Annotated in this window: 16 protein-coding genes; 5 read left to right on the forward strand and 11 right to left on the reverse strand. The window is 62.3% G+C overall.

Going from position 1 to position 16,434, the window contains the following annotated elements; genetic code table 11:
• Nucleotides 1-43 precede the first annotated feature (43 nt).
• Both RW095_RS35510 and RW095_RS35515 read left to right on the forward strand, forming a co-directional pair.
• Entirely contained in the window at nt 44-880 is an 837-nt protein-coding gene (locus tag RW095_RS35510) for a PPK2 family polyphosphate kinase (RefSeq protein WP_317020427.1), read from the forward strand.
• A gap of 56 nt (nt 881-936) precedes the next feature.
• The gene (locus RW095_RS35515) at nt 937-1,716 is read left to right on the forward strand and encodes an exodeoxyribonuclease III (RefSeq protein WP_317020428.1); all 780 of its coding nucleotides are present in this window, start codon (nt 937-939) and stop codon (nt 1,714-1,716) included.
• A gap of 89 nt (nt 1,717-1,805) precedes the next feature.
• Here RW095_RS35515 and RW095_RS35520 read toward each other — a convergent pair whose 3' ends face one another.
• The 7 genes from RW095_RS35520 to argB form a co-directional block, all read right to left on the reverse strand.
• On the reverse strand, nt 1,806-3,089 hold the full coding sequence (locus tag RW095_RS35520; RefSeq protein ID WP_317020429.1) for a M48 family metallopeptidase: 1,284 nt from the start codon (nt 3,087-3,089) through the stop codon (nt 1,806-1,808).
• Nucleotides 3,071-4,465 (reverse strand): AmpG family muropeptide MFS transporter, encoded by a 1,395-nt coding sequence (locus tag RW095_RS35525; RefSeq protein WP_317020430.1) that lies wholly within the window; start codon nt 4,463-4,465, stop codon nt 3,071-3,073. Before RW095_RS35525 ends, RW095_RS35520 begins: the two co-directional genes overlap by 19 nt.
• Before the next feature lie 14 nt (nt 4,466-4,479).
• Entirely contained in the window at nt 4,480-5,088 is a 609-nt protein-coding gene (metW, locus tag RW095_RS35530; protein ID WP_317020431.1) for a methionine biosynthesis protein MetW, read from the reverse strand.
• Nucleotides 5,085-6,230 carry a homoserine O-succinyltransferase MetX gene (metX, locus tag RW095_RS35535; RefSeq protein ID WP_317020432.1) on the reverse strand — a complete coding sequence of 382 codons (1,146 nt, stop codon included), beginning with the start codon at nt 6,228-6,230 and terminating at the stop codon, nt 5,085-5,087. Before metX ends, metW begins: the two co-directional genes overlap by 4 nt.
• A 336-nt stretch (nt 6,231-6,566) precedes the next feature.
• Entirely contained in the window at nt 6,567-7,247 is a 681-nt protein-coding gene (gene slmA / locus RW095_RS35540; protein WP_128594050.1) for a nucleoid occlusion factor SlmA, read from the reverse strand.
• Nucleotides 7,248-7,261: 14 nt separating this feature from the next.
• Nucleotides 7,262-8,017 carry a pyrimidine 5'-nucleotidase gene (locus RW095_RS35545; RefSeq protein WP_317020433.1) on the reverse strand — a complete coding sequence of 252 codons (756 nt, stop codon included), beginning with the start codon at nt 8,015-8,017 and terminating at the stop codon, nt 7,262-7,264.
• A 235-nt stretch (nt 8,018-8,252) separates the two neighbouring features.
• Complete coding sequence (argB, locus tag RW095_RS35550) at nt 8,253-9,152, reverse strand: acetylglutamate kinase (protein ID WP_013337747.1); 900 nt, start codon at nt 9,150-9,152, stop codon at nt 8,253-8,255.
• Between the two features lie 261 nt (nt 9,153-9,413).
• Between argB and RW095_RS35555 the strand changes: the two genes are divergently transcribed.
• Nucleotides 9,414-9,638 (forward strand): cysteine-rich CWC family protein, encoded by a 225-nt coding sequence (locus RW095_RS35555; protein ID WP_317020434.1) that lies wholly within the window; start codon nt 9,414-9,416, stop codon nt 9,636-9,638.
• 43 nt (nt 9,639-9,681) lie between these two features.
• On the opposite strand, the gene RW095_RS35560 is transcribed toward RW095_RS35555, so the two are convergent.
• Nucleotides 9,682-11,304 carry a tetratricopeptide repeat protein gene (locus RW095_RS35560; protein WP_317020435.1) on the reverse strand — a complete coding sequence of 541 codons (1,623 nt, stop codon included), beginning with the start codon at nt 11,302-11,304 and terminating at the stop codon, nt 9,682-9,684.
• Between the two features lie 105 nt (nt 11,305-11,409).
• On the opposite strand from RW095_RS35560, the gene RW095_RS35565 reads away from it, so the two are divergent.
• Together RW095_RS35565 and RW095_RS35570 are read left to right on the forward strand one after the other, a co-directional pair.
• Nucleotides 11,410-12,720, forward strand: coding sequence for an ATP-binding protein (locus RW095_RS35565; RefSeq protein ID WP_317020436.1), 1,311 nt, complete (start codon nt 11,410-11,412; stop codon nt 12,718-12,720).
• Complete coding sequence (locus tag RW095_RS35570) at nt 12,717-13,259, forward strand: response regulator transcription factor (RefSeq protein WP_007179684.1); 543 nt, start codon at nt 12,717-12,719, stop codon at nt 13,257-13,259. Before RW095_RS35565 ends, RW095_RS35570 begins: the two co-directional genes overlap by 4 nt.
• A 98-nt stretch (nt 13,260-13,357) precedes the next feature.
• On the opposite strand, the gene hslU is transcribed toward RW095_RS35570, so the two are convergent.
• The 3 genes from hslU to dksA all read right to left on the reverse strand — a co-directional run bounded on the left by hslU (nt 13,358) and on the right by dksA (nt 15,989).
• A complete protein-coding gene (gene hslU, locus RW095_RS35575) occupies nt 13,358-14,704 on the reverse strand; it encodes an ATP-dependent protease ATPase subunit HslU (RefSeq protein ID WP_201702323.1) in 1,347 nt (448 codons plus the stop codon).
• Between the two features lie 9 nt (nt 14,705-14,713).
• Entirely contained in the window at nt 14,714-15,250 is a 537-nt protein-coding gene (gene hslV / locus RW095_RS35580; RefSeq protein ID WP_006050517.1) for an ATP-dependent protease subunit HslV, read from the reverse strand.
• Nucleotides 15,251-15,569: 319 nt separating this feature from the next.
• Entirely contained in the window at nt 15,570-15,989 is a 420-nt protein-coding gene (dksA, locus tag RW095_RS35585) for an RNA polymerase-binding protein DksA (RefSeq protein ID WP_012431412.1), read from the reverse strand.
• Between the last annotated feature and the right edge of the window lie 445 nt (nt 15,990-16,434).

Consider the following 16,434-nt stretch of genomic DNA (forward strand, 5'->3'; position numbering starts at 1 on the left):
CGCGCTTTTGCGAGCCGCTGAACGCAGATCACGGAGTGTGTGGATGGCGAAGCAACCCGAGCTCGACGATTTCCGCGTGCCTTATTTCGAGAGCAAGAAGAACGGCAAGTTTTCGCTCGACGATTTCGATCCCGCTGCAAAGCCTTTTTCGACGGGATCGAAAGACGCCGACCGCGCGCGTCTGTCAGAAATTGGCGCGAAGCTCGACAGCTTGCAGGAATGCCTGCACGCGCAGCAGAAGCGACGCGTGTTGCTGGTCCTTCAAGGCATGGACACGAGCGGCAAAGACGGCACGATTCGCGCGGTGTTTCACGAAGTCGATCCGCTCGGTTTGCGCATTGTGCCGTTCAAGGCGCCGACGCCCACGGAACTCGCGCATGATTTCCTCTGGCGCGTGCATTCGCAGGCGCCTGCGGCCGGCGAGCTAACCATCTTCAACCGTAGCCACTACGAAGATCTGCTGGTGCCAACCGTCCTCGGCGCGCTCGACGAAGACGCCTTCGACGTGCGTTGCCGACACATTCGCCACTTCGAGGAGTTGCTCGCCGACAGTTGCACGACAATCATCAAGTGCATGCTGCATATTTCGAAAGACGAACAGCGCACGCGCCTGCAAGCGCGGATCGACGACCCGACCAAGCACTGGAAATTCGACGTCTCCGATCTCGACGCGCGCAAACAGTGGGACCAATACCAGGTCGCGTATCGCGACGCGCTCGCCGCGACTTCCACCGAATACGCGCCGTGGTACGTCATTCCCGCAGACTCGAAAACGCATCGCAACCTGATGGTCGCCGAATTGCTGTTGCGCACTTTTGAGGCGCTGAAGCTCGAATATCCGCCCGCGAAAGAATCGCTAAAGGGCATTGTGGTCGAGTGACTTTCGTCGTTCGCCCTGAACGAATCTCACAAACGAATTGAAGATAAAGGAACGACATGTTGCGTGTGATTACCGCCAACCTGAACGGCATCCGTTCAGCGGCGAAGAAAGGCTTTTTCGACTGGTTCCGCGACCAGAACGCCGACGTGCTCTGCGTGCAGGAAATCAAATGTTCGCAGGACGACATGACGCCGGAATTCCTCGCGCCGCACGATTTCACCGGCTATTTCCAGCACGCAGTGAAGAAGGGCTATAGCGGCGCCGGTGTCTATACGCGTCATGAGCCGGACGAAGTAGTGATTGGGTTCGGCAGCGAAGAGTTCGATCCGGAAGGGCGCTACGTCGAACTGCGTTTCGGCAAGCTTTCCATCGTGTCGGTGTATGTACCGTCAGGGTCGAGCGGTGACGAGCGCCAGCAGGCCAAATATCGTTTCATGGACGAGTTCATGCCGCATCTCACGGAACTTGCCCGCGAGCGCGAAGTGATCGTGTGCGGCGACGTGAACATCGTCCACAAGGAAATCGACATCAAGAACTGGAAGAGCAACCAGAAGAATTCGGGTTGCCTGCCGGAAGAGCGCGCGTGGCTCACCAAGCTGTTCGACGAAGTCGGTTACGTCGACGTATTCCGCACGCTCGACCAGCGGCCAGAGCAATACACATGGTGGAGCAATCGCGGCCAGGCGTATGCGAAGAACGTGGGGTGGCGGATCGACTACCAGATCGCGACGCCGGGCATCGCGAGCAAGGCGAAGCGCACGGACGTGTTTCGCGACATCAAGTTCAGCGACCACGCGCCGCTGACGGTCGACTACGACCACGACGTGAAGAAGTGAGCTTTGCGTTTGTCGTCAGGCGGCTTGGACAAGGGTAGCCGATCCTGAGCAACCTCTGACGAGACGCGCGCGAAGTTGTTCGAGCCGTCTTAATCGCGCGCGAGCTTGCGGCGCGGGCGGCCAATGCCGGCGTAGTCCGGGAGCGCATCCACGGTCTTGCCGATGGCCTTCGCATAGAGCGGCAGCATATCGGGCAAGCGCTTGATGATGTCCTCGCGGCGCGCCGGCGTGTACGGGTGCACGTAGATGAAGCCCTGCTCCCGATTGCTGCGCGTGGCCTGAGCGAGTTTGTCCCAAAGCGTGACAGCCGCGCGCGGATCGAAGCCCGCGCGCGAGGCGATGTCGCTGCCGATCACGTCCGCTTCCGTCTCATCAGTGTTCTCGTACTTCATTTCGAGCAGGCGCGAGCCGATGCCGAGCGGCGCCATGCCCAGATCCGCAAGACCGAATAGCTGTGGAATCGTGCCGGACGAATTGAGCTGGCTCGCCTGCAACTGACCGAGCCGCTCGCGCGCGTGTTCACGCAGCGCATGCGCGATCTCGTGGCCGATCAGCATGCCGAGTTCGTTGTCGTTCAGATGCGCGCGGTCGAGCAGCCCGCCGTACACGACAATCTTGCCGCCCGGCAGGCAGTACATACGAACGTCGGACGAGCGCACCACGGCTACATCCCACTTCCAGCCCTTCGCCCGCTCGTTCCATTTGAGCGAGTACGGCACCATCTTGTCGACAATCGAGCGCACATGTGTCACGTGCGCGTCGGTGTCGCCGTACAGGCGGTTTGCATGCTCCGCGCCGTACGCAATCTGGCTGAACTCGTCTGCGGCTTGCGCCTCGAGTACCGGCGACGGGACCAGGTTGCGGAACAAGAGGTAGCCGCCAAAGCGCAACTGGTTGTTCGGGCTGTACGGTGCCGGCACGGGCACGCCCGCTGGGGGTTTTGCCACGCCAGTGGGCGACGATGTTGCCGCCGGGGTTCGCGCCATAGCGGGCGATTGCGCCGATGCACCGGGCGGCGTGCCTGCGGCCTGCCCGCTCCCGGAGCCTGTTGCGTTGGCGGCACTGCTCGCGGCGGGTGTGGCGGAGGTGGCGCTTTCCGTACCGGCGGCTGCCGCTGCGGGTTTTGCGACCGGTGCCGGCGATGTCGCCGTCGTTGCATTAGCGGTCGTGCCGGCGGTGGCACTGTTACCGGCAGCCGGGGCCGCAGCCGCCGCCGCATAGGCGCCGGAGGACGCGCCGGCACTCATCAGGCTCAGACAGCCAAGGCTTAACGCGGCATGCAACGCGCAGCGGCCGGCCTTGCGCCACGCAGCGCGCGGGACCGGCGACAACAACCGCTTCGGCAGACGCACCTTCACGACCTGACTCTCCATGGCGCAATGCGCAACAGAAGCAGCATGCCCGGCACGGCCAGCGCCGTGCAGACAATGAAGTAGTCGAACCAGCCGATCTTTGCCACCACGTAGCCGCTCGCCGCCGATGCCAGCGTGCGCGGCACCGAAGCGAGGCTCGTGAAGAGCGCGAACTGGGTGGCCGTGTAACGCGGGTCCGTGGTGCTGGCGATGTACGCAGTGAAAGCCGCCATCGTCAGACCAGTGGAGAAGGTTTCGAAACCGTAGACGAGCGCCAGCGCGACCGAGCGCGGCTCGAGTTGCACCGACCAGTCGATGCCGATCGCGGCGAGCAGCCTCGTCGTGCCTTCGCTTATCCACACGGCGATGTCATAAACCGCCGTCAAACCGGGCGAAGCGGGCCCGAGATGCGCGAGCCATGCGAAGCCGAGCGTCGACACCATCTGCAGGATGCCGAAGATCCACAAGCCTCGTCCGATGCCGATTTTCATCAGCCAGATACCGCCGACGATTCCGCCCGCGAGACTCGCGCCGAACGCCGTGGTCTTCGCGATCACGCCGATCTGCGTGCGCGAGAAGCCGATGTCGAGGAAGAACGACGTGGACAACGTCGTTGCCATCGTGTCGCCGAGCTTGTAGAGAAAGATGAAGCCGAGCACGAACAGCGCGCCGCGCCAGCCGTCACGCTCGAGGAATTCGCGGAACGGCTGCACGATCGCTTCGCGCAGATTCTTGGGCGGCGTGCCGTGCACTTCGGGTTCGTGCACGACGAGTGTCATCACCATACCGGGCACCATGAACGCAGCGGTCACCATGAACACGGTAGTCCACGGCAAATGATCTGACAGAATCAGCGCGAGAGACCCGGGTACTAGTGCGGCGATCTTGTAGGCGTTCACGTGCACCGCGTTGCCAAGGCCTTGTTGTGTGTCGCTTAGCAACTCACGCCGGTATGCATCGATCGAGATGTCCTGGCTTGCGCCGAAGAATGCGACCAGCGCCGTCAATGCCGCGACCGTCCAGATCGAGTCGCGCGGCGAAACGAAGCCCAGCATTGCGATGGCGCCCGCGACCAGAATCTGCGTGACGAGCATCCACCCGCGCCGTCTGCCGGGACGCCAGCCCGGAAAGCGCGGGACGTAGCGGTCCATCAACGGAGCCCAGATGAATTTCCAGGTATACGGAAACTGGATCAGCGCAAAGAGGCCGATTTCCTTCAGATTGACGCCTTCGGAGCGTAACCACGCCTGCACCAGATAGACGAGCGTGAACAGCGGCAATCCCGACGTAAAGCCGAGAAAGACGCAGATCAGCATGCGCGTATTAAAAAACGCGCGCCAGCCGGGATGTTCTTCGTGAGCGGTAAGTGCAGGCGCCTCGTGCGGCGGGTTCGACATGTGGATAACTTGCGTTAGCTTTTCTTGACGCGATAGACCGCAAGACTACCACGCCAGTTCACCCCCCATCGCACGGTCTGACCGTCATGCAGCACCACACGGTCGAGAATTTCGATGCCGACTTCGGGCGCGAGCGCCTCGAAATCCTTGATGGTCAGCACCCGCACGTTCGGCGTGTTGTGCCATTGATAAGGCAGCGACTTCGACACCGGCATGCGTCCCTGCAGCACGGAAAGACGGTGCGCCCAGTAGCCGAAGTTCGGGAACGACACGATACATTCCTGGCCGACCCGCACGGTCTCGCGCAAAATCGCTGCGGTCTGGTGAATGGTTTGCAGTGTCTGCGACAGAACCGCGAAGTCGAAGCTGCCGTCTTCGAAAAGGCGCAGGCCGTCTTCCAGATTCTGCTGGATCACGTTGACGCCGTTTTGCGTCGCGGCCAGCACGCCGGCGTCGTTGATCTCGATGCCGTAGCCTTGCACGTCCAGTTCCTCGGTGAGCAGCGACAACAGCGAGCCGTCGCCGCAACCGAGATCCAGCACGGTGGCACGCGGTTCGACCCAGCGGGCGATCGCGCGAAAGTCCGGGCGCAGCGCCAGATAGTCCAGGGCTCGCTGGTTCATGCGTTCACCTCGTTCGCAATGCGTTCGTAGTAGGCGCGCATCAGGTTGTGATAGCGCGCGTCGTCGAGCAGGAAGGCGTCGTGACCGTGCGGCGCGTCGATTTCCGCGTAGGTGACGGTGCGCTTGTGGTCGAGCAGCGCCTTCACGAGTTCGCGCGAACGGGCCGGTGCGAAACGCCAGTCGGTTGTGAAACTCGCGATCAGATACTTCGCCGTTGTGTGCGCGACGGCCGCTGTCAGATCTCCTTCGAAGGCTTTGGCCGGATCGAAGTAATCGAGCGCGCGCGTGATCAGTAGATAGGTGTTGGCGTCGAAGTAATCGGCGAACTTGTCGCCCTGATAGCGCAGATACGACTCCACCTCGAACTCCACGTCGAAGTTGAAGTTGTATGCGTCGAGCGCGCCCTCTGCGCGACGCAGCGACCGGCCGAATTTCTCGGCCATGTCGTCGTCCGACAGATACGTGATGTGGCCGATCATCCGTGCGACACGCAAGCCGCGCTTCGGCTTCACGTTATGCGCGTAGTAGTTGCCGCCGTGGAAGTCGGGGTCCGACAGAATCGCCGAGCGCGCCACCTCGTTGAAGGCGATGTTTTGCGCCGACAACTTGGGCGTCGACGCCACCACGATGCAATGCGCGACGCGCTCCGGATACATCATGCTCCACGCGAGCGCCTGCATGCCGCCGAGGCTGCCGCCCATGACAGCGGCAAAGCGTGTAATGCCGAATTGATCCGCGACGCGCGCCTGGGCGTTGACCCAATCTTCTACCGTGACCACGGGGAAGGTCGCGCCGTACGGATTGCCGGTGGCAGGATCGATGCTCATCGGGCCGGTAGAGCCGAAGCACGAGCCCAGGTTGTTCACGCCGATCACGAAAAACTTGTTGGTGTCGAGCGGCTTGCCGGGGCCGACCATGTTGTCCCACCAGCCGATGTCCTTCGGATTGTCCGCATAAACACCTGCGACGTGATGCGACGCGTTCAGCGCGTGACACACGAGTACCGCATTGCTGCGCGTGGCGTTGAGCGTGCCGTAGGTCTCGACCATCAGGTCGTAGTCGGCAAGCGAGCTGCCGTTCTGCAGACGCAACGGCTCGGTGAAATGCATTTTTTGTGGAGCGACGATACCGATCGATTCCATTCATTCCGCCATTTGACAAAGACAGGGCGGCTAGACGGCGTCGGCAAAGCACGGAGGAACGACTTGTGCGCGGCTGACGACCTCTTTAGCCGCATTTATAGTGAACCGCGGAAATCTTCCACTGGTTCGCGCGCCCGCAATCGAGTCAGCAAATCGGCGCGTACTAAGGTTTCACAACAGGAATTCGCACACGTATTCAGACGTGTTCTGAAGCGCGGCATTAGAAGCTGGGAAGCTGTTTCCGAAGACATTCAGGGCCGCAGTCAGGCGCAAAGTATAGCGGAAAATTCCGCGCGGCAGCGTCTGACGACCCGCTGGGGCGCCTTCTCCGGCGGACTACTGAAGGATCACCCGCAATTGGGAATCCGCGTCGGCAGCCGGCATGCGCACGAAGCCGCTGCGAACGAACCGATGCCAGCGGCCGATGATATAGCTGAGCAGCAGGCTTGCCCTCACGGCCGGATCGTAGTCGGCCGGAACGGGCACCGGCGACGGCGCGTCTTGAGCGGATGTATCGGCGTTCGTTGCGGCTAAGCGCAGACATTGCTTCAGCGAAGCTTCCACGCGCTCGAGCATCTGGTTGACGCGCACAGTCAGCCGCTCATGCTCGCCGACCAGCGCCTCGCATGTCAGTACGCGCGTCATGCCAGGATTTTTCGCGGAGAAATTCAGCAGCATCAATGCGATTGCGCGCGCTTGCAGCACGCCGCTCTCCTCCTTGTCGACGATCTGGTTGATCAACCCGAAGATGGTCTGCTCGATGAACTCGATTAGTCCTTCGAACATTTGCGCCTTGCTTGCAAAGTGCCGATAGAGCGCGGCTTCCGACACGCCGAGCCGCGCCGCAAGCGCAGCCGTGGTGATTTTTTCGCTCTTCGGCGCTTCAAGCATGGAGGCGAGCGTCTGGAGAATGTGCACGCGGCGCTCGCCCGGCTTCAGGCGCTGCGCGCGCGGTGCAGCCGGCGCGGCGGGATCGTGTTCGGCTAGGGCTTCGTCAGGCTTGTCGATCGGCTGCATGGCTGTCGTCCCGTCTACTGGCGCTTCACTCGAACCGAGCGGGTGCTCAGTCGTAGCGATTTTAACGAACGAATGCTGCGATCGACATAGTGCGGCCGGCCTGTACCCGGAAGCCGCGTGGGCACGCCGTCCGCATGAGGCTTGCGCGGCAGATGGCCGGTGATCCATACCGTGCGGATGCCGAGGCGCCGGTAGTTCTTCAGGTGCGAGCGCGTGTCTTCGACGAGGATCACGTCTCTCAGCGAGACATGAGCGTCGCGCATGGCCTTGCGCAGCATTGCGTGGTCGGGCTTCGCGCGCCAGCGGCGCCGGTCGCGCATATGCTCGATGGCGATGACCTGCTCGAACAGACGCTCGATGCGAAGTTGCGCCAGCACCGCGCGCGCATACGCTTCGGGTGCATTGGTCAGCACGATCTTGCGGCCGGGCAGCGCCGCGACGAGACGCGCGAGTCCGCGCTCGTGACGGACCATAGAGCCGAGATCGGGGAACGTGTGCACGACCTTGAGGAAGTCGCTTGCGTCGAGCGGATGGTGGCGCGTCAGACCCAGCAGCGCAGCGCCGTAGCGCTGGGTGTAGCCGGTGCGCAGACGGTTGGCTTCGTCTTGCTCCACTTGCAGCGCGTCGATGATGTACTGCGTCATCGCCTGATTGATCGCGGGGAAGATCGCGTGCGACGCGTGGTGCAGCGTGTTGTCGAGATCGAACAGCCAGACCGGACGGCCGCCTGCGATGTGCGGACGGCGGCGTCGGGAAGTTGGAGTGCGCATGGTCAAGAAGGCCGTTCAGGCCGGAGCGATGGCTGCGCGCGGCGAACGTAGGCGTTCACGATACGGGCGGCGGATGTGCGGGGAAAAAGGAGAACCGGCTGGAGCGCCGTGGCGGCGCGAAGGCGCCGCGTTCTGCCGTATATGCCGTGGACGACATACGTTGCTGCAGTCTCGCCACAGTGTACATAAGGCGCGCCGGTTTGGCGTGCCTTATGTGCCGGGCGGGAGACAGCAATCAATGCGAGCGGATCATTGTGCCGAACGGCTGCTCGGTGAGAATTTCCAGCAGCACCGAATGCTCGATACGGCCGTCGATGATATGGACCGAGCGCACGCCGCTCTTGGCCGCGTCCAGCGCCGACGAAATTTTCGGCAGCATGCCGCCGGAGATCGTGCCATCGGCAAACAGGCCGTCGATTTCGCGCGCGGACAGGTCCGTGAGCAGATTGCCTTCCTTGTCCATCACGCCGGGGATGTTCGTCATCATCACGAGCTTTTCGGCGTTCAGAACGACCGCCAGTTTGCCTGCGACGAGGTCCGCGTTGATGTTGTACGACAGGCCGTCTTCGCCGAAACCGATTGGCGAGATCACCGGAATGAATGCGTCGTCCTGCAGCGCCTTCACAACCGCCGGATTGATGGCTTCGACTTCGCCCACCTGGCCTATGTCGACGTACTGACCGGGATTGTCGCGGTCGGGCATCAGCATCTTGCGCGCGTGGATCAGGCCGCCGTCCTTGCCGGTCAGACCGACCGCGTGACCGCCGAAGTGATTGATCAGCGTGACGATGTCCTGCTGCACTTCGCCGCCGAGCACCCATTCGACGACTTCCATCGTTTCTTCGTCGGTTACGCGCATGCCTTGAATGAACGTGCCCTGCTTGCCGACCTTCTTCAGCGCCTGGTCGATTTGCGGACCGCCGCCGTGCACGATGACCGGATTGATGCCGACCAGCTTCAGCAAAATGACGTCGCGCGCGAATCCCTGCTTCAGCCGCTCCTCCGTCATGGCGTTGCCGCCGTATTTGATGACCACGGTCTTACCGTGATACTGGCGAATGTAAGGCAGCGCCTCGGCCAGGATTTCAGCCTTCAGGGTGGGCGCAATCTGCGAAAGGTCGGGAAGCTCGGACATGGCGGCAGGCTCGGGCACGGAACAGTTAAAACACGGCGAATTGTACAGGACTGGCGCGCTGCAACAGGGTTTTCGACACGCGCGCCGGCGGCTCGGGGCCGTGGTTTGCGCGCTGCGCAAGCGGCGTTTGCAGCGCCAGCCGAAGACCGAGCGTACCGCGCTTGCCGCACGCCTGTGAACTAGCCGAACGGACGACTCACGGTAGGACGCTAGGCGTGGCATCATTTCCTCGTCGATGCTTCACGAGGCCATCTGCCTGCCATGAAACCGTCCGCTTCCCGCCCGCAAGGCAGCGCGCGCTGCCCGCGCTGCGGCAACGCATTCGATTGCGCGATGCATGCAAAGCCTTTCGACTGCTGGTGCCGCGAAATGCCCGTACTGCCGCGCGACCGGCTGGACCCGGCCGGCCGTTGCCTTTGCCCTGAATGTCTCGTTGCGGAAATTGCGAGAGCGGCTCAAGCCGGGCCTGGCGCGAATTTGCCGTGACCGCCGCAGGCTGTGGTGAAGCCGCGGCCGCGTCGGTGCCCGGTCAGGCTGCGCGGTGCCGGGCAGCGAGCGCATTGAGATCGCGGGCCACCGCCTCTAGCGCCGGGTCCCATTCGCCGAATTTTTCCTGGCGGTACAGCGTCGCGCCCGGATACCACGGGCTGTCGCGGCGACCGGTCAGCCAGACCCAGTGTGGATTGACGTCGAGCAGCATCCACGTGCGCTGTCCGAGCGCGCCGCTCAGGTGCGCGGCCGACGTGCACACGGTAACAACAAGATCGAGCGCGCTGATAAAGGCGGCTGTATCGTCGAAGGTCGAAAACTCGGCGGTGTAGTCGGTGAGCGGCAGGCCTGCGGCGTTGGCCGAGCCAACATCGGCATGCGCACCGGGTTGCAGCGAATAGAACGCCACGTTCCGAATGCCGCCGAAGTGCTTCGCATAGCGTTCCCAGCCCACTCGGCGGAACGGATTACGTTGATGACCATGGCTGCCGGTCCATGTGAGTCCGACCCTGAGCCTTGACTCGCCCACAAGCCGTTGCTGCCAGCGCTGCACGGCTGCAGAGTCCGCGTGCAGGTACGGCGTGGTAGCGGGAATGGTCGCCTCGCGCGTGCCGAAGATCAGCGGCAGGCTCAGCAATGGAATCTCGAAGTCGAAAGGCGGCAGCGATTCGACCCCGCCGCCCGCCGAGTAGTGGTCGACATGACCGCCGAGACTGCGGGCGAGCAACGCGCCCATTTGCGGGAACGAATTCCATGCGAGGCGGCCGCCCTCGCGATGCACACGCTCGGCCAGCATTGGAATGTAGCGGCTGAACTGCAACACATCGCCCATGCCTTGCTCACCCCACACGAGCAACGTTTTGCCGGCGAGCGGCTCGCCGCGCCAGGTAGGTGCGGGCATGACGGGACGATTGCCGCGCAACTCGGACGAGCCGCTCCAGCGCGCCTCATGCGACAGCCAGCCGTTCACATAATCGCCGCTCATGAGTTGCAGCATCGCGAGGTTCGAACGCATGCTGGCGTCAGCGGGCGCGAGCATGCAAGCGGTTTGCGCGGCGTGCGCCGCTTCGGCCCAGCGTTGCGCTTCACGTAGTGCCAGCGCATAGTTGTTGTGGGCGTGCGGACTGAGCGGTGCGCACTGGACCGCTCGCGCGCCTGCTTCCAGCGCGCCAGGGATATCCATATTGTTGCGATAAACGTTCGACAGGTTGGTCCAGCTGTTGCCATCGTCGGGTTGATCCCGGACCGCATGTTCGAGAAGCTCAATCTGTTCGCTCAGCTCGCCGTGGGTGAGCGCGAGCGCGCCGGCGAGATTGCGGCGGAGCGACGGCAAGGCGGGGCGGAGTGCGAGTGCGCTGCGATATGGAGCGATGGCTTCGCCGTGCCGGTTCGCCATTTGCAGCGCGTAGCCGAGACGAAAATGCGCCTCGGCGTTGCTCGGGTCGAGTTGCGCAATAATGGCGGCCAGTTCGATTGCCTCGCCGTGGCGTTGCTGGTCGATGAAAGCGTGGACGAGCGAGGCGAGCGACTCATTCTCGATAGGATGGAGTTGCGCCGCGACATGAAGCAATTGCGCTTCGGATTCCGCAGCGCCGTTCTGCCGCGCCGCGGCGGCATGTCGGATAAAGTTAAGGAAAGCTGACGACATGTCAGAGGTGGCCATGGATAATTGCTGCCGAACGACCGGCGCGCGCTAGGAAGGAAACCTATGGTATCGCCGTGCATAGGCGAGATGATTCGGAAGCGTCCGAACGGGTAAACTGAAGTCATGCATCGTATAACCAACACGGGCCGGGTCAATCTGGGCCATTTGTTCTGGCTGCGCAGCCTCGCGATCATCGGTCAGTTACTGACAATCGCGTTCGTGCAGATCTTTATCGGCGTGCATTTGCCGTTGCCGGCCATGCTGCTCGTCATCTCGCTCGAGGTGCTCTTCAACGGACTCACGTGGTGGCGCGTCGCGCAGCAGCGGCCCGAATCGAACATGGAGCTGTTCGGTCAGATCTGGGTCGATCTCGGCGCGTTGTCTGCGTTGCTGTTTCTGTCCGGCGGCACGACGAATCCGTTTGTTTCGCTGTACCTGCCATCGCTCGCCATTGCCGCCGCCGTTCTGCCGTGGCAACTGATGGCGTGGCTCGCCGCATTCGCCGTGGCCTGCTACGCAGTGCTCGGCTTCGACTCGGTGCCGTTGAATCTCGACAATCCCGCTAACCTGTTCGACTACTATCGCGCCGGCATGTGGGTCAACTTCATGGTGAGCGTCGGTCTGATTGCATGGTTCGTCGCGCGCATGTCACGAGCCCTGCGGCTACGTGACGCAGCGCTCGGAGACGCGCAGCAGCGCTTGCTTCACGACGAACGCGCGGTCGCGCTTGGCGTGCAAGCCGCTACCGTCGCTCACGAAATCGGCACGCCTCTGTCTACAATTGCGATGCTGTCCGAAGAACTGCGCGACGCGGCGCGAACCGATAAAGGGCTCGCGCCGTATAAGGCCGATCTCGAATTGCTCGAACAACAAATGGGCTTGTGCACGTCAGCGCTTGCCAGGTTGCGCAGCCGCGCAACGACCACGACCAACCGTCAGCTTGTCGACGAGTGGCTCGAGTCGTTTGCCGAGCAGTGGCGCTTGCGTCATCCGCATGTGAAGTTCGAGCGTATCGGCGCGCCGCCGGCCGATGTCAGTCTTGACGACACGGTTGCCGTCAGCCAGATTCTGACGATTTTGCTCGACAACGCCGCGCGAGCGAGCCGCGATCACGTCACGTTGTCGTGCAAGTTGACAGCGCGCGGCGATCAGGTCGAATTCGAAGTATGCGACGCCGGCCCCGGCATTCCAGCCTCGCTGCGCGGCTCGCTCGGCGCGATGCCGGTCGAGAGCACGCAAGGCGGCCACGGCGTCGGCTTGTATCTGGCTTTTTCGGCGGCGGCGCGCCTCAAAGGTTCGATCGAATTGGCCGACGTCAGCTCGATCAAGCCGCGTGGCACGCGCGCAGTTTTACGGTTGCCGCTCACCGAGCGAAAAATTTCCGGCACGGGCCGTCAAGGCGCCGCACCATCCAACACGGAGAAACAGGCATGAGCGAAATGAATTTTCTGGTGATCGACGACGACGAGGTGTTCTCCGGCATCCTCGCACGCGGACTCACGCGGCGCGGGTACACGGTGAGCGAAGCGCACAACGCGGACGAGGCGATCAAGCTGGCAAACCAGCAGAAATTCAGCCAGATCACGGTGGATCTACACCTTGGCAACGACTCCGGCCTTACGCTCGTCGCACCGCTACGCGATTTGCAGCCCGACGCTCGCATGCTGGTGCTGACCGGCTATGCGAGCATCGCCACCGCGGTGCAAGCCGTGAAAGACGGCGCGGACAACTATCTGGCAAAGCCTGCCAACGTCGAAACGATTTTGTCGGCGCTGCAAAGCGAGGCGAGCGCACTGCAGGCGGAAGAGGCGATCGAGCATCCCACGCCGCTGTCTGTCGCGCGGCTCGAGTGGGAGCATATTCAACGCGTGCTTGCCGAACACGGCGGCAACATCTCGGCAACCGCGCGGGCGTTGAACATGCATCGCCGGACCTTGCAGCGCAAACTCGCGAAGCGGCCAGTCAAGCAGTAGGCGCGGCTCTATCGCTGAATACTGCGCACAAGAAAACGGGCTGCCTTTCTTCAGGCAGCCCGTTTTTTTGCGTTTGTTTAACGCTTTACGTCACTACGTCACAGCACGTAACGCGACAGGTCTTCGTCTTCGGCTACTTCGTTCAGCGCGCGGTCCACATACGCCGCGTCGATCTGCACCGTGCTGCCGGAGTGATTGCCGGCGGAAAACGACACTTCTTCAAGCAGCTTTTCGATCACCGTATATAGACGGCGCGCGCCAATATTCTCGGTCTTTTCGTTCACCGAATAAGCGATCTCGGCGAGGCGGCGAATGCCGTCGTCGGCGAATTCCAGATGCACGTCTTCTGTTGCGAGCAGTGCCTGGTATTGTTTGACGAGGCTCGCGTCCGTCGACACGAGGATCGACTCGAAGTCCTTCACCGACAACGAATCCAGTTCGACGCGGATCGGAAAGCGCCCTTGCAGTTCCGGAATCAGATCGCTCGGCTTGGCCAGATGGAACGCGCCGCTCGCGATGAACAGTATGTGGTCCGTCTTCACCATGCCGTACTTGGTGTTGATGGTGGTGCCTTCCACGAGCGGCAGCAGATCGCGCTGCACGCCTTGCCGGGACACTTCGCCGCCGCCTGCCTCATTGCGCGACGCGATCTTGTCGATTTCGTCGAGGAACACAATGCCGTTCTGCTCGACGTTCTGCACAGCCTTGGTTTTCACCTCTTCGTCGTTGAGCATCTTGCCGGCTTCTTCGTCGGTGAGAACCTTCAGCGCTTCTTTCACCTTCATCTTGCGGCGTGTTTTCTTGCCGCCGCCGATGTTCGCGAACATCGAACGGATCTGCTCGGTCATGTCTTCCATGCCCGGCGGCCCCATGATGTCCATGCCGACTTGCGGCTGTTCGACGTCGAGTTCGATCTCCTTGTCGTCGAGCAGGCCTTCTCGCAGACGCTTGCGGAACGTCTGACGAGTGGCGCCGCCTTCGTCGGCGGTATCGGCGGCGCTCGAACTGGAGCCGAACCCAACTGGACGCGCGCTCGGCAGAAGGATGTCGAGAATGCGGTCTTCGGCCTGGTCTTCCGCCTTGGTTCGCACTTTGCGCATTTCCGATTCACGCGTCTGCTTGACCGATATCTCGATCAGATCGCGCACGATGCTGTCGACGTCGCGGCCCACGTAGCCCACTTCGGTGAATTTGGTGGCTTCGATCTTGATGAACGGCGCGTCCGCGAGCTTGGCCAGCCGTCGCGCGATCTCAGTCTTGCCGACGCCGGTCGGCCCGATCATCAGAATGTTTTTCGGCGTGATTTCCTGACGCAGCGGGTCTTCTACCTGCTGACGGCGCCACCGGTTGCGCAGCGCTACGGCCACCGCTTTCTTCGCGCGGCCTTGGCCGATGATATGTTTGTCGAGTTCCGAGACGATCTCGGCAGGGGTCATGGTGCTCATCGTGGGTCCTTACTCGATCGTCTCGATGACGCGGTTATGGTTCGTGTAGATGCACATGTCGCCGGCTATCTCCAGCGACTTTTCCACGATCTCGCGAGGCGACAACTCGGTGTTGTCGGCGAGGGCTTTCGCGGCGGCTTGCGCATACGCGCCGCCCGAACCGATCGCGCAAATGCCGCCTTCGGGGTCAAGCACGTCGCCGTTACCGGTGATGACGAGCGTGGTGGTCGCGTCCGCAGCAATCAGCATGGCTTCGAGACGACGCAACATGCGGTCCGTGCGCCAGTCTTTCGCGAGTTCCACCGCGGCTCGCGTGAGGTTGCCCTGATGCTTTTCGAGCTTCGCTTCGAAGCGGTCGAGCAGCGAAAATGCGTCGGCCGTGCCGCCTGCGAAGCCAACCAGCACCTTGCCGTTATAAATGCGCCGGACCTTCTTCGCGCCGCCCTTCATGACGATGTTGCCGAGCGTCACCTGGCCGTCGCCGCCGAGCGCGACCTTGTCGCCGCGGCGCACGGAGACGATCGTCGTGCCGTGAAATTGCTCCATATGCGTTCCTCTTTGCAAAGCGGGTAGGACGCGGCGGCGCGATGCGCCACCGCATGAATCCTGGAAGCGGACGGCGCGCGAGGCCTGAAGTCCAGGCGGTCGGCGCGCTCGTACAGCGCATGTCCGGTTTATTTTAGGGCTTGCGCTGTCATATCAAGAGCCGGCAAACGGCATAAGACAAAAAACGTGACTTCGCAGGATGACATTCCCGCGTTATGCCCCAGAACCGCGCGCAAAAGTAAAAAGGCGCACGGATCACCGTGCGCCTCTCGACGAAGCAGCGTTTGTTGGCGCGGCGCCGAAGCCGCGCCGCCGGAGTTCAGTCGCCGAACAGCTTCTGGCGCAGTTCGCGGCGCTCCTGCGCCTCGAGCGACAGCGTAGCCGTGGGCCGCGCGAGCAGACGCGGAATGCCGATCGGCTCACCGGTTTCTTCGCACCAGCCGTAGTCGCCAGAGTCGATGCGCGCGATCGACTGCTGCACCTTCTTCAGCAGCTTGCGCTCGCGGTCGCGCGTGCGCAGTTCGAGAGCGTGCTCTTCCTCGATCGTTGCGCGGTCGGCCGGGTCCGGCACGATCACCGTCTCGCGCAAGTTCTCGGTCGTCTGGCCGGCATTGCGGAGAATGTCCGCCTGCAGCTGTTCGAGCTTGTTCTTGAAGAAAGCGAGCTGATCCTCATTCATGTAATCCTTGTCGCTCATCTTCAGGATTTCGGCTTCGGTCAAGAGTCGTTTCGTCGTCATCTGGCTTACTTCTTCAATGTGAGGCAAAACTCTGCATAGTGCCCGCACTTTCGTATTGCCCGCAAGGCGCCTGGGACGCTGAGCGCAGGGCGGACACGGACGATGGGCTGTCGTGACGCCGAAGCGTCTCTCGCCCACCTGGGGCGTCGCAACGCCAATGCGGGGCCGAACTCCTCTGGAAACCGATTCTCAAATGCTCCTGAGGTATTGCTCCCGGGCAGCAGCCTTGTCAGGCTGCGGCGGCGGGCACTGTCGGCGTGTTCCCCGGATTAGGTTTTCCGGCGCCGCTTCAGGCCCGGCGCGCAATACTCACTGACCGCGCACTGACCGGGCAAATCGTTCTCATTCTCCAGTGGGCACGTATTGTAACTGAATCACAATCCGGCACCGCAACTGGTGGAAATCCCTCTGCGGCGCACCGGTATCCCGAAAATATAACGCGCGA

Source organism: Paraburkholderia kirstenboschensis, assembly GCF_032806925.1.
GTDB lineage: Bacteria > Pseudomonadota > Gammaproteobacteria > Burkholderiales > Burkholderiaceae > Paraburkholderia > Paraburkholderia kirstenboschensis.

Bases quoted from the DNA above. Each gene is read 5' to 3' on its own strand.
- RW095_RS35565 (WP_317020436.1), top strand. From the start codon at position 11,410: ATGCATCGTATAACCAACACGGGCCGGGTCAATCTGGGCCATTTGTTC.
- RW095_RS35555 (WP_317020434.1), top strand. From the start codon at position 9,414: ATGAAACCGTCCGCTTCCCGCCCGCAAGGCAGCGCGCGCTGCCCGCGC.
- RW095_RS35545 (WP_317020433.1), bottom strand. From the start codon at position 8,017: ATGCGCACTCCAACTTCCCGACGCCGCCGTCCGCACATCGCAGGCGGC.
- RW095_RS35560 (WP_317020435.1), bottom strand. From the start codon at position 11,304: ATGGCCACCTCTGACATGTCGTCAGCTTTCCTTAACTTTATCCGACAT.
- metW (WP_317020431.1), bottom strand. From the start codon at position 5,088: ATGAACCAGCGAGCCCTGGACTATCTGGCGCTGCGCCCGGACTTTCGC.
- hslV (WP_006050517.1), bottom strand. From the start codon at position 15,250: ATGGAGCAATTTCACGGCACGACGATCGTCTCCGTGCGCCGCGGCGAC.
- RW095_RS35525 (WP_317020430.1), bottom strand. From the start codon at position 4,465: ATGTCGAACCCGCCGCACGAGGCGCCTGCACTTACCGCTCACGAAGAA.
- hslU (WP_201702323.1), bottom strand. From the start codon at position 14,704: ATGAGCACCATGACCCCTGCCGAGATCGTCTCGGAACTCGACAAACAT.
- metX (WP_317020432.1), bottom strand. From the start codon at position 6,230: ATGGAATCGATCGGTATCGTCGCTCCACAAAAAATGCATTTCACCGAG.
- RW095_RS35515 (WP_317020428.1), top strand. From the start codon at position 937: ATGTTGCGTGTGATTACCGCCAACCTGAACGGCATCCGTTCAGCGGCG.
- RW095_RS35520 (WP_317020429.1), bottom strand. From the start codon at position 3,089: ATGGAGAGTCAGGTCGTGAAGGTGCGTCTGCCGAAGCGGTTGTTGTCG.
- RW095_RS35510 (WP_317020427.1), top strand. From the start codon at position 44: ATGGCGAAGCAACCCGAGCTCGACGATTTCCGCGTGCCTTATTTCGAG.
- argB (WP_013337747.1), bottom strand. From the start codon at position 9,152: ATGTCCGAGCTTCCCGACCTTTCGCAGATTGCGCCCACCCTGAAGGCT.
- slmA (WP_128594050.1), bottom strand. From the start codon at position 7,247: ATGCAGCCGATCGACAAGCCTGACGAAGCCCTAGCCGAACACGATCCC.
- RW095_RS35570 (WP_007179684.1), top strand. From the start codon at position 12,717: ATGAGCGAAATGAATTTTCTGGTGATCGACGACGACGAGGTGTTCTCC.
- dksA (WP_012431412.1), bottom strand. From the start codon at position 15,989: ATGACGACGAAACGACTCTTGACCGAAGCCGAAATCCTGAAGATGAGC.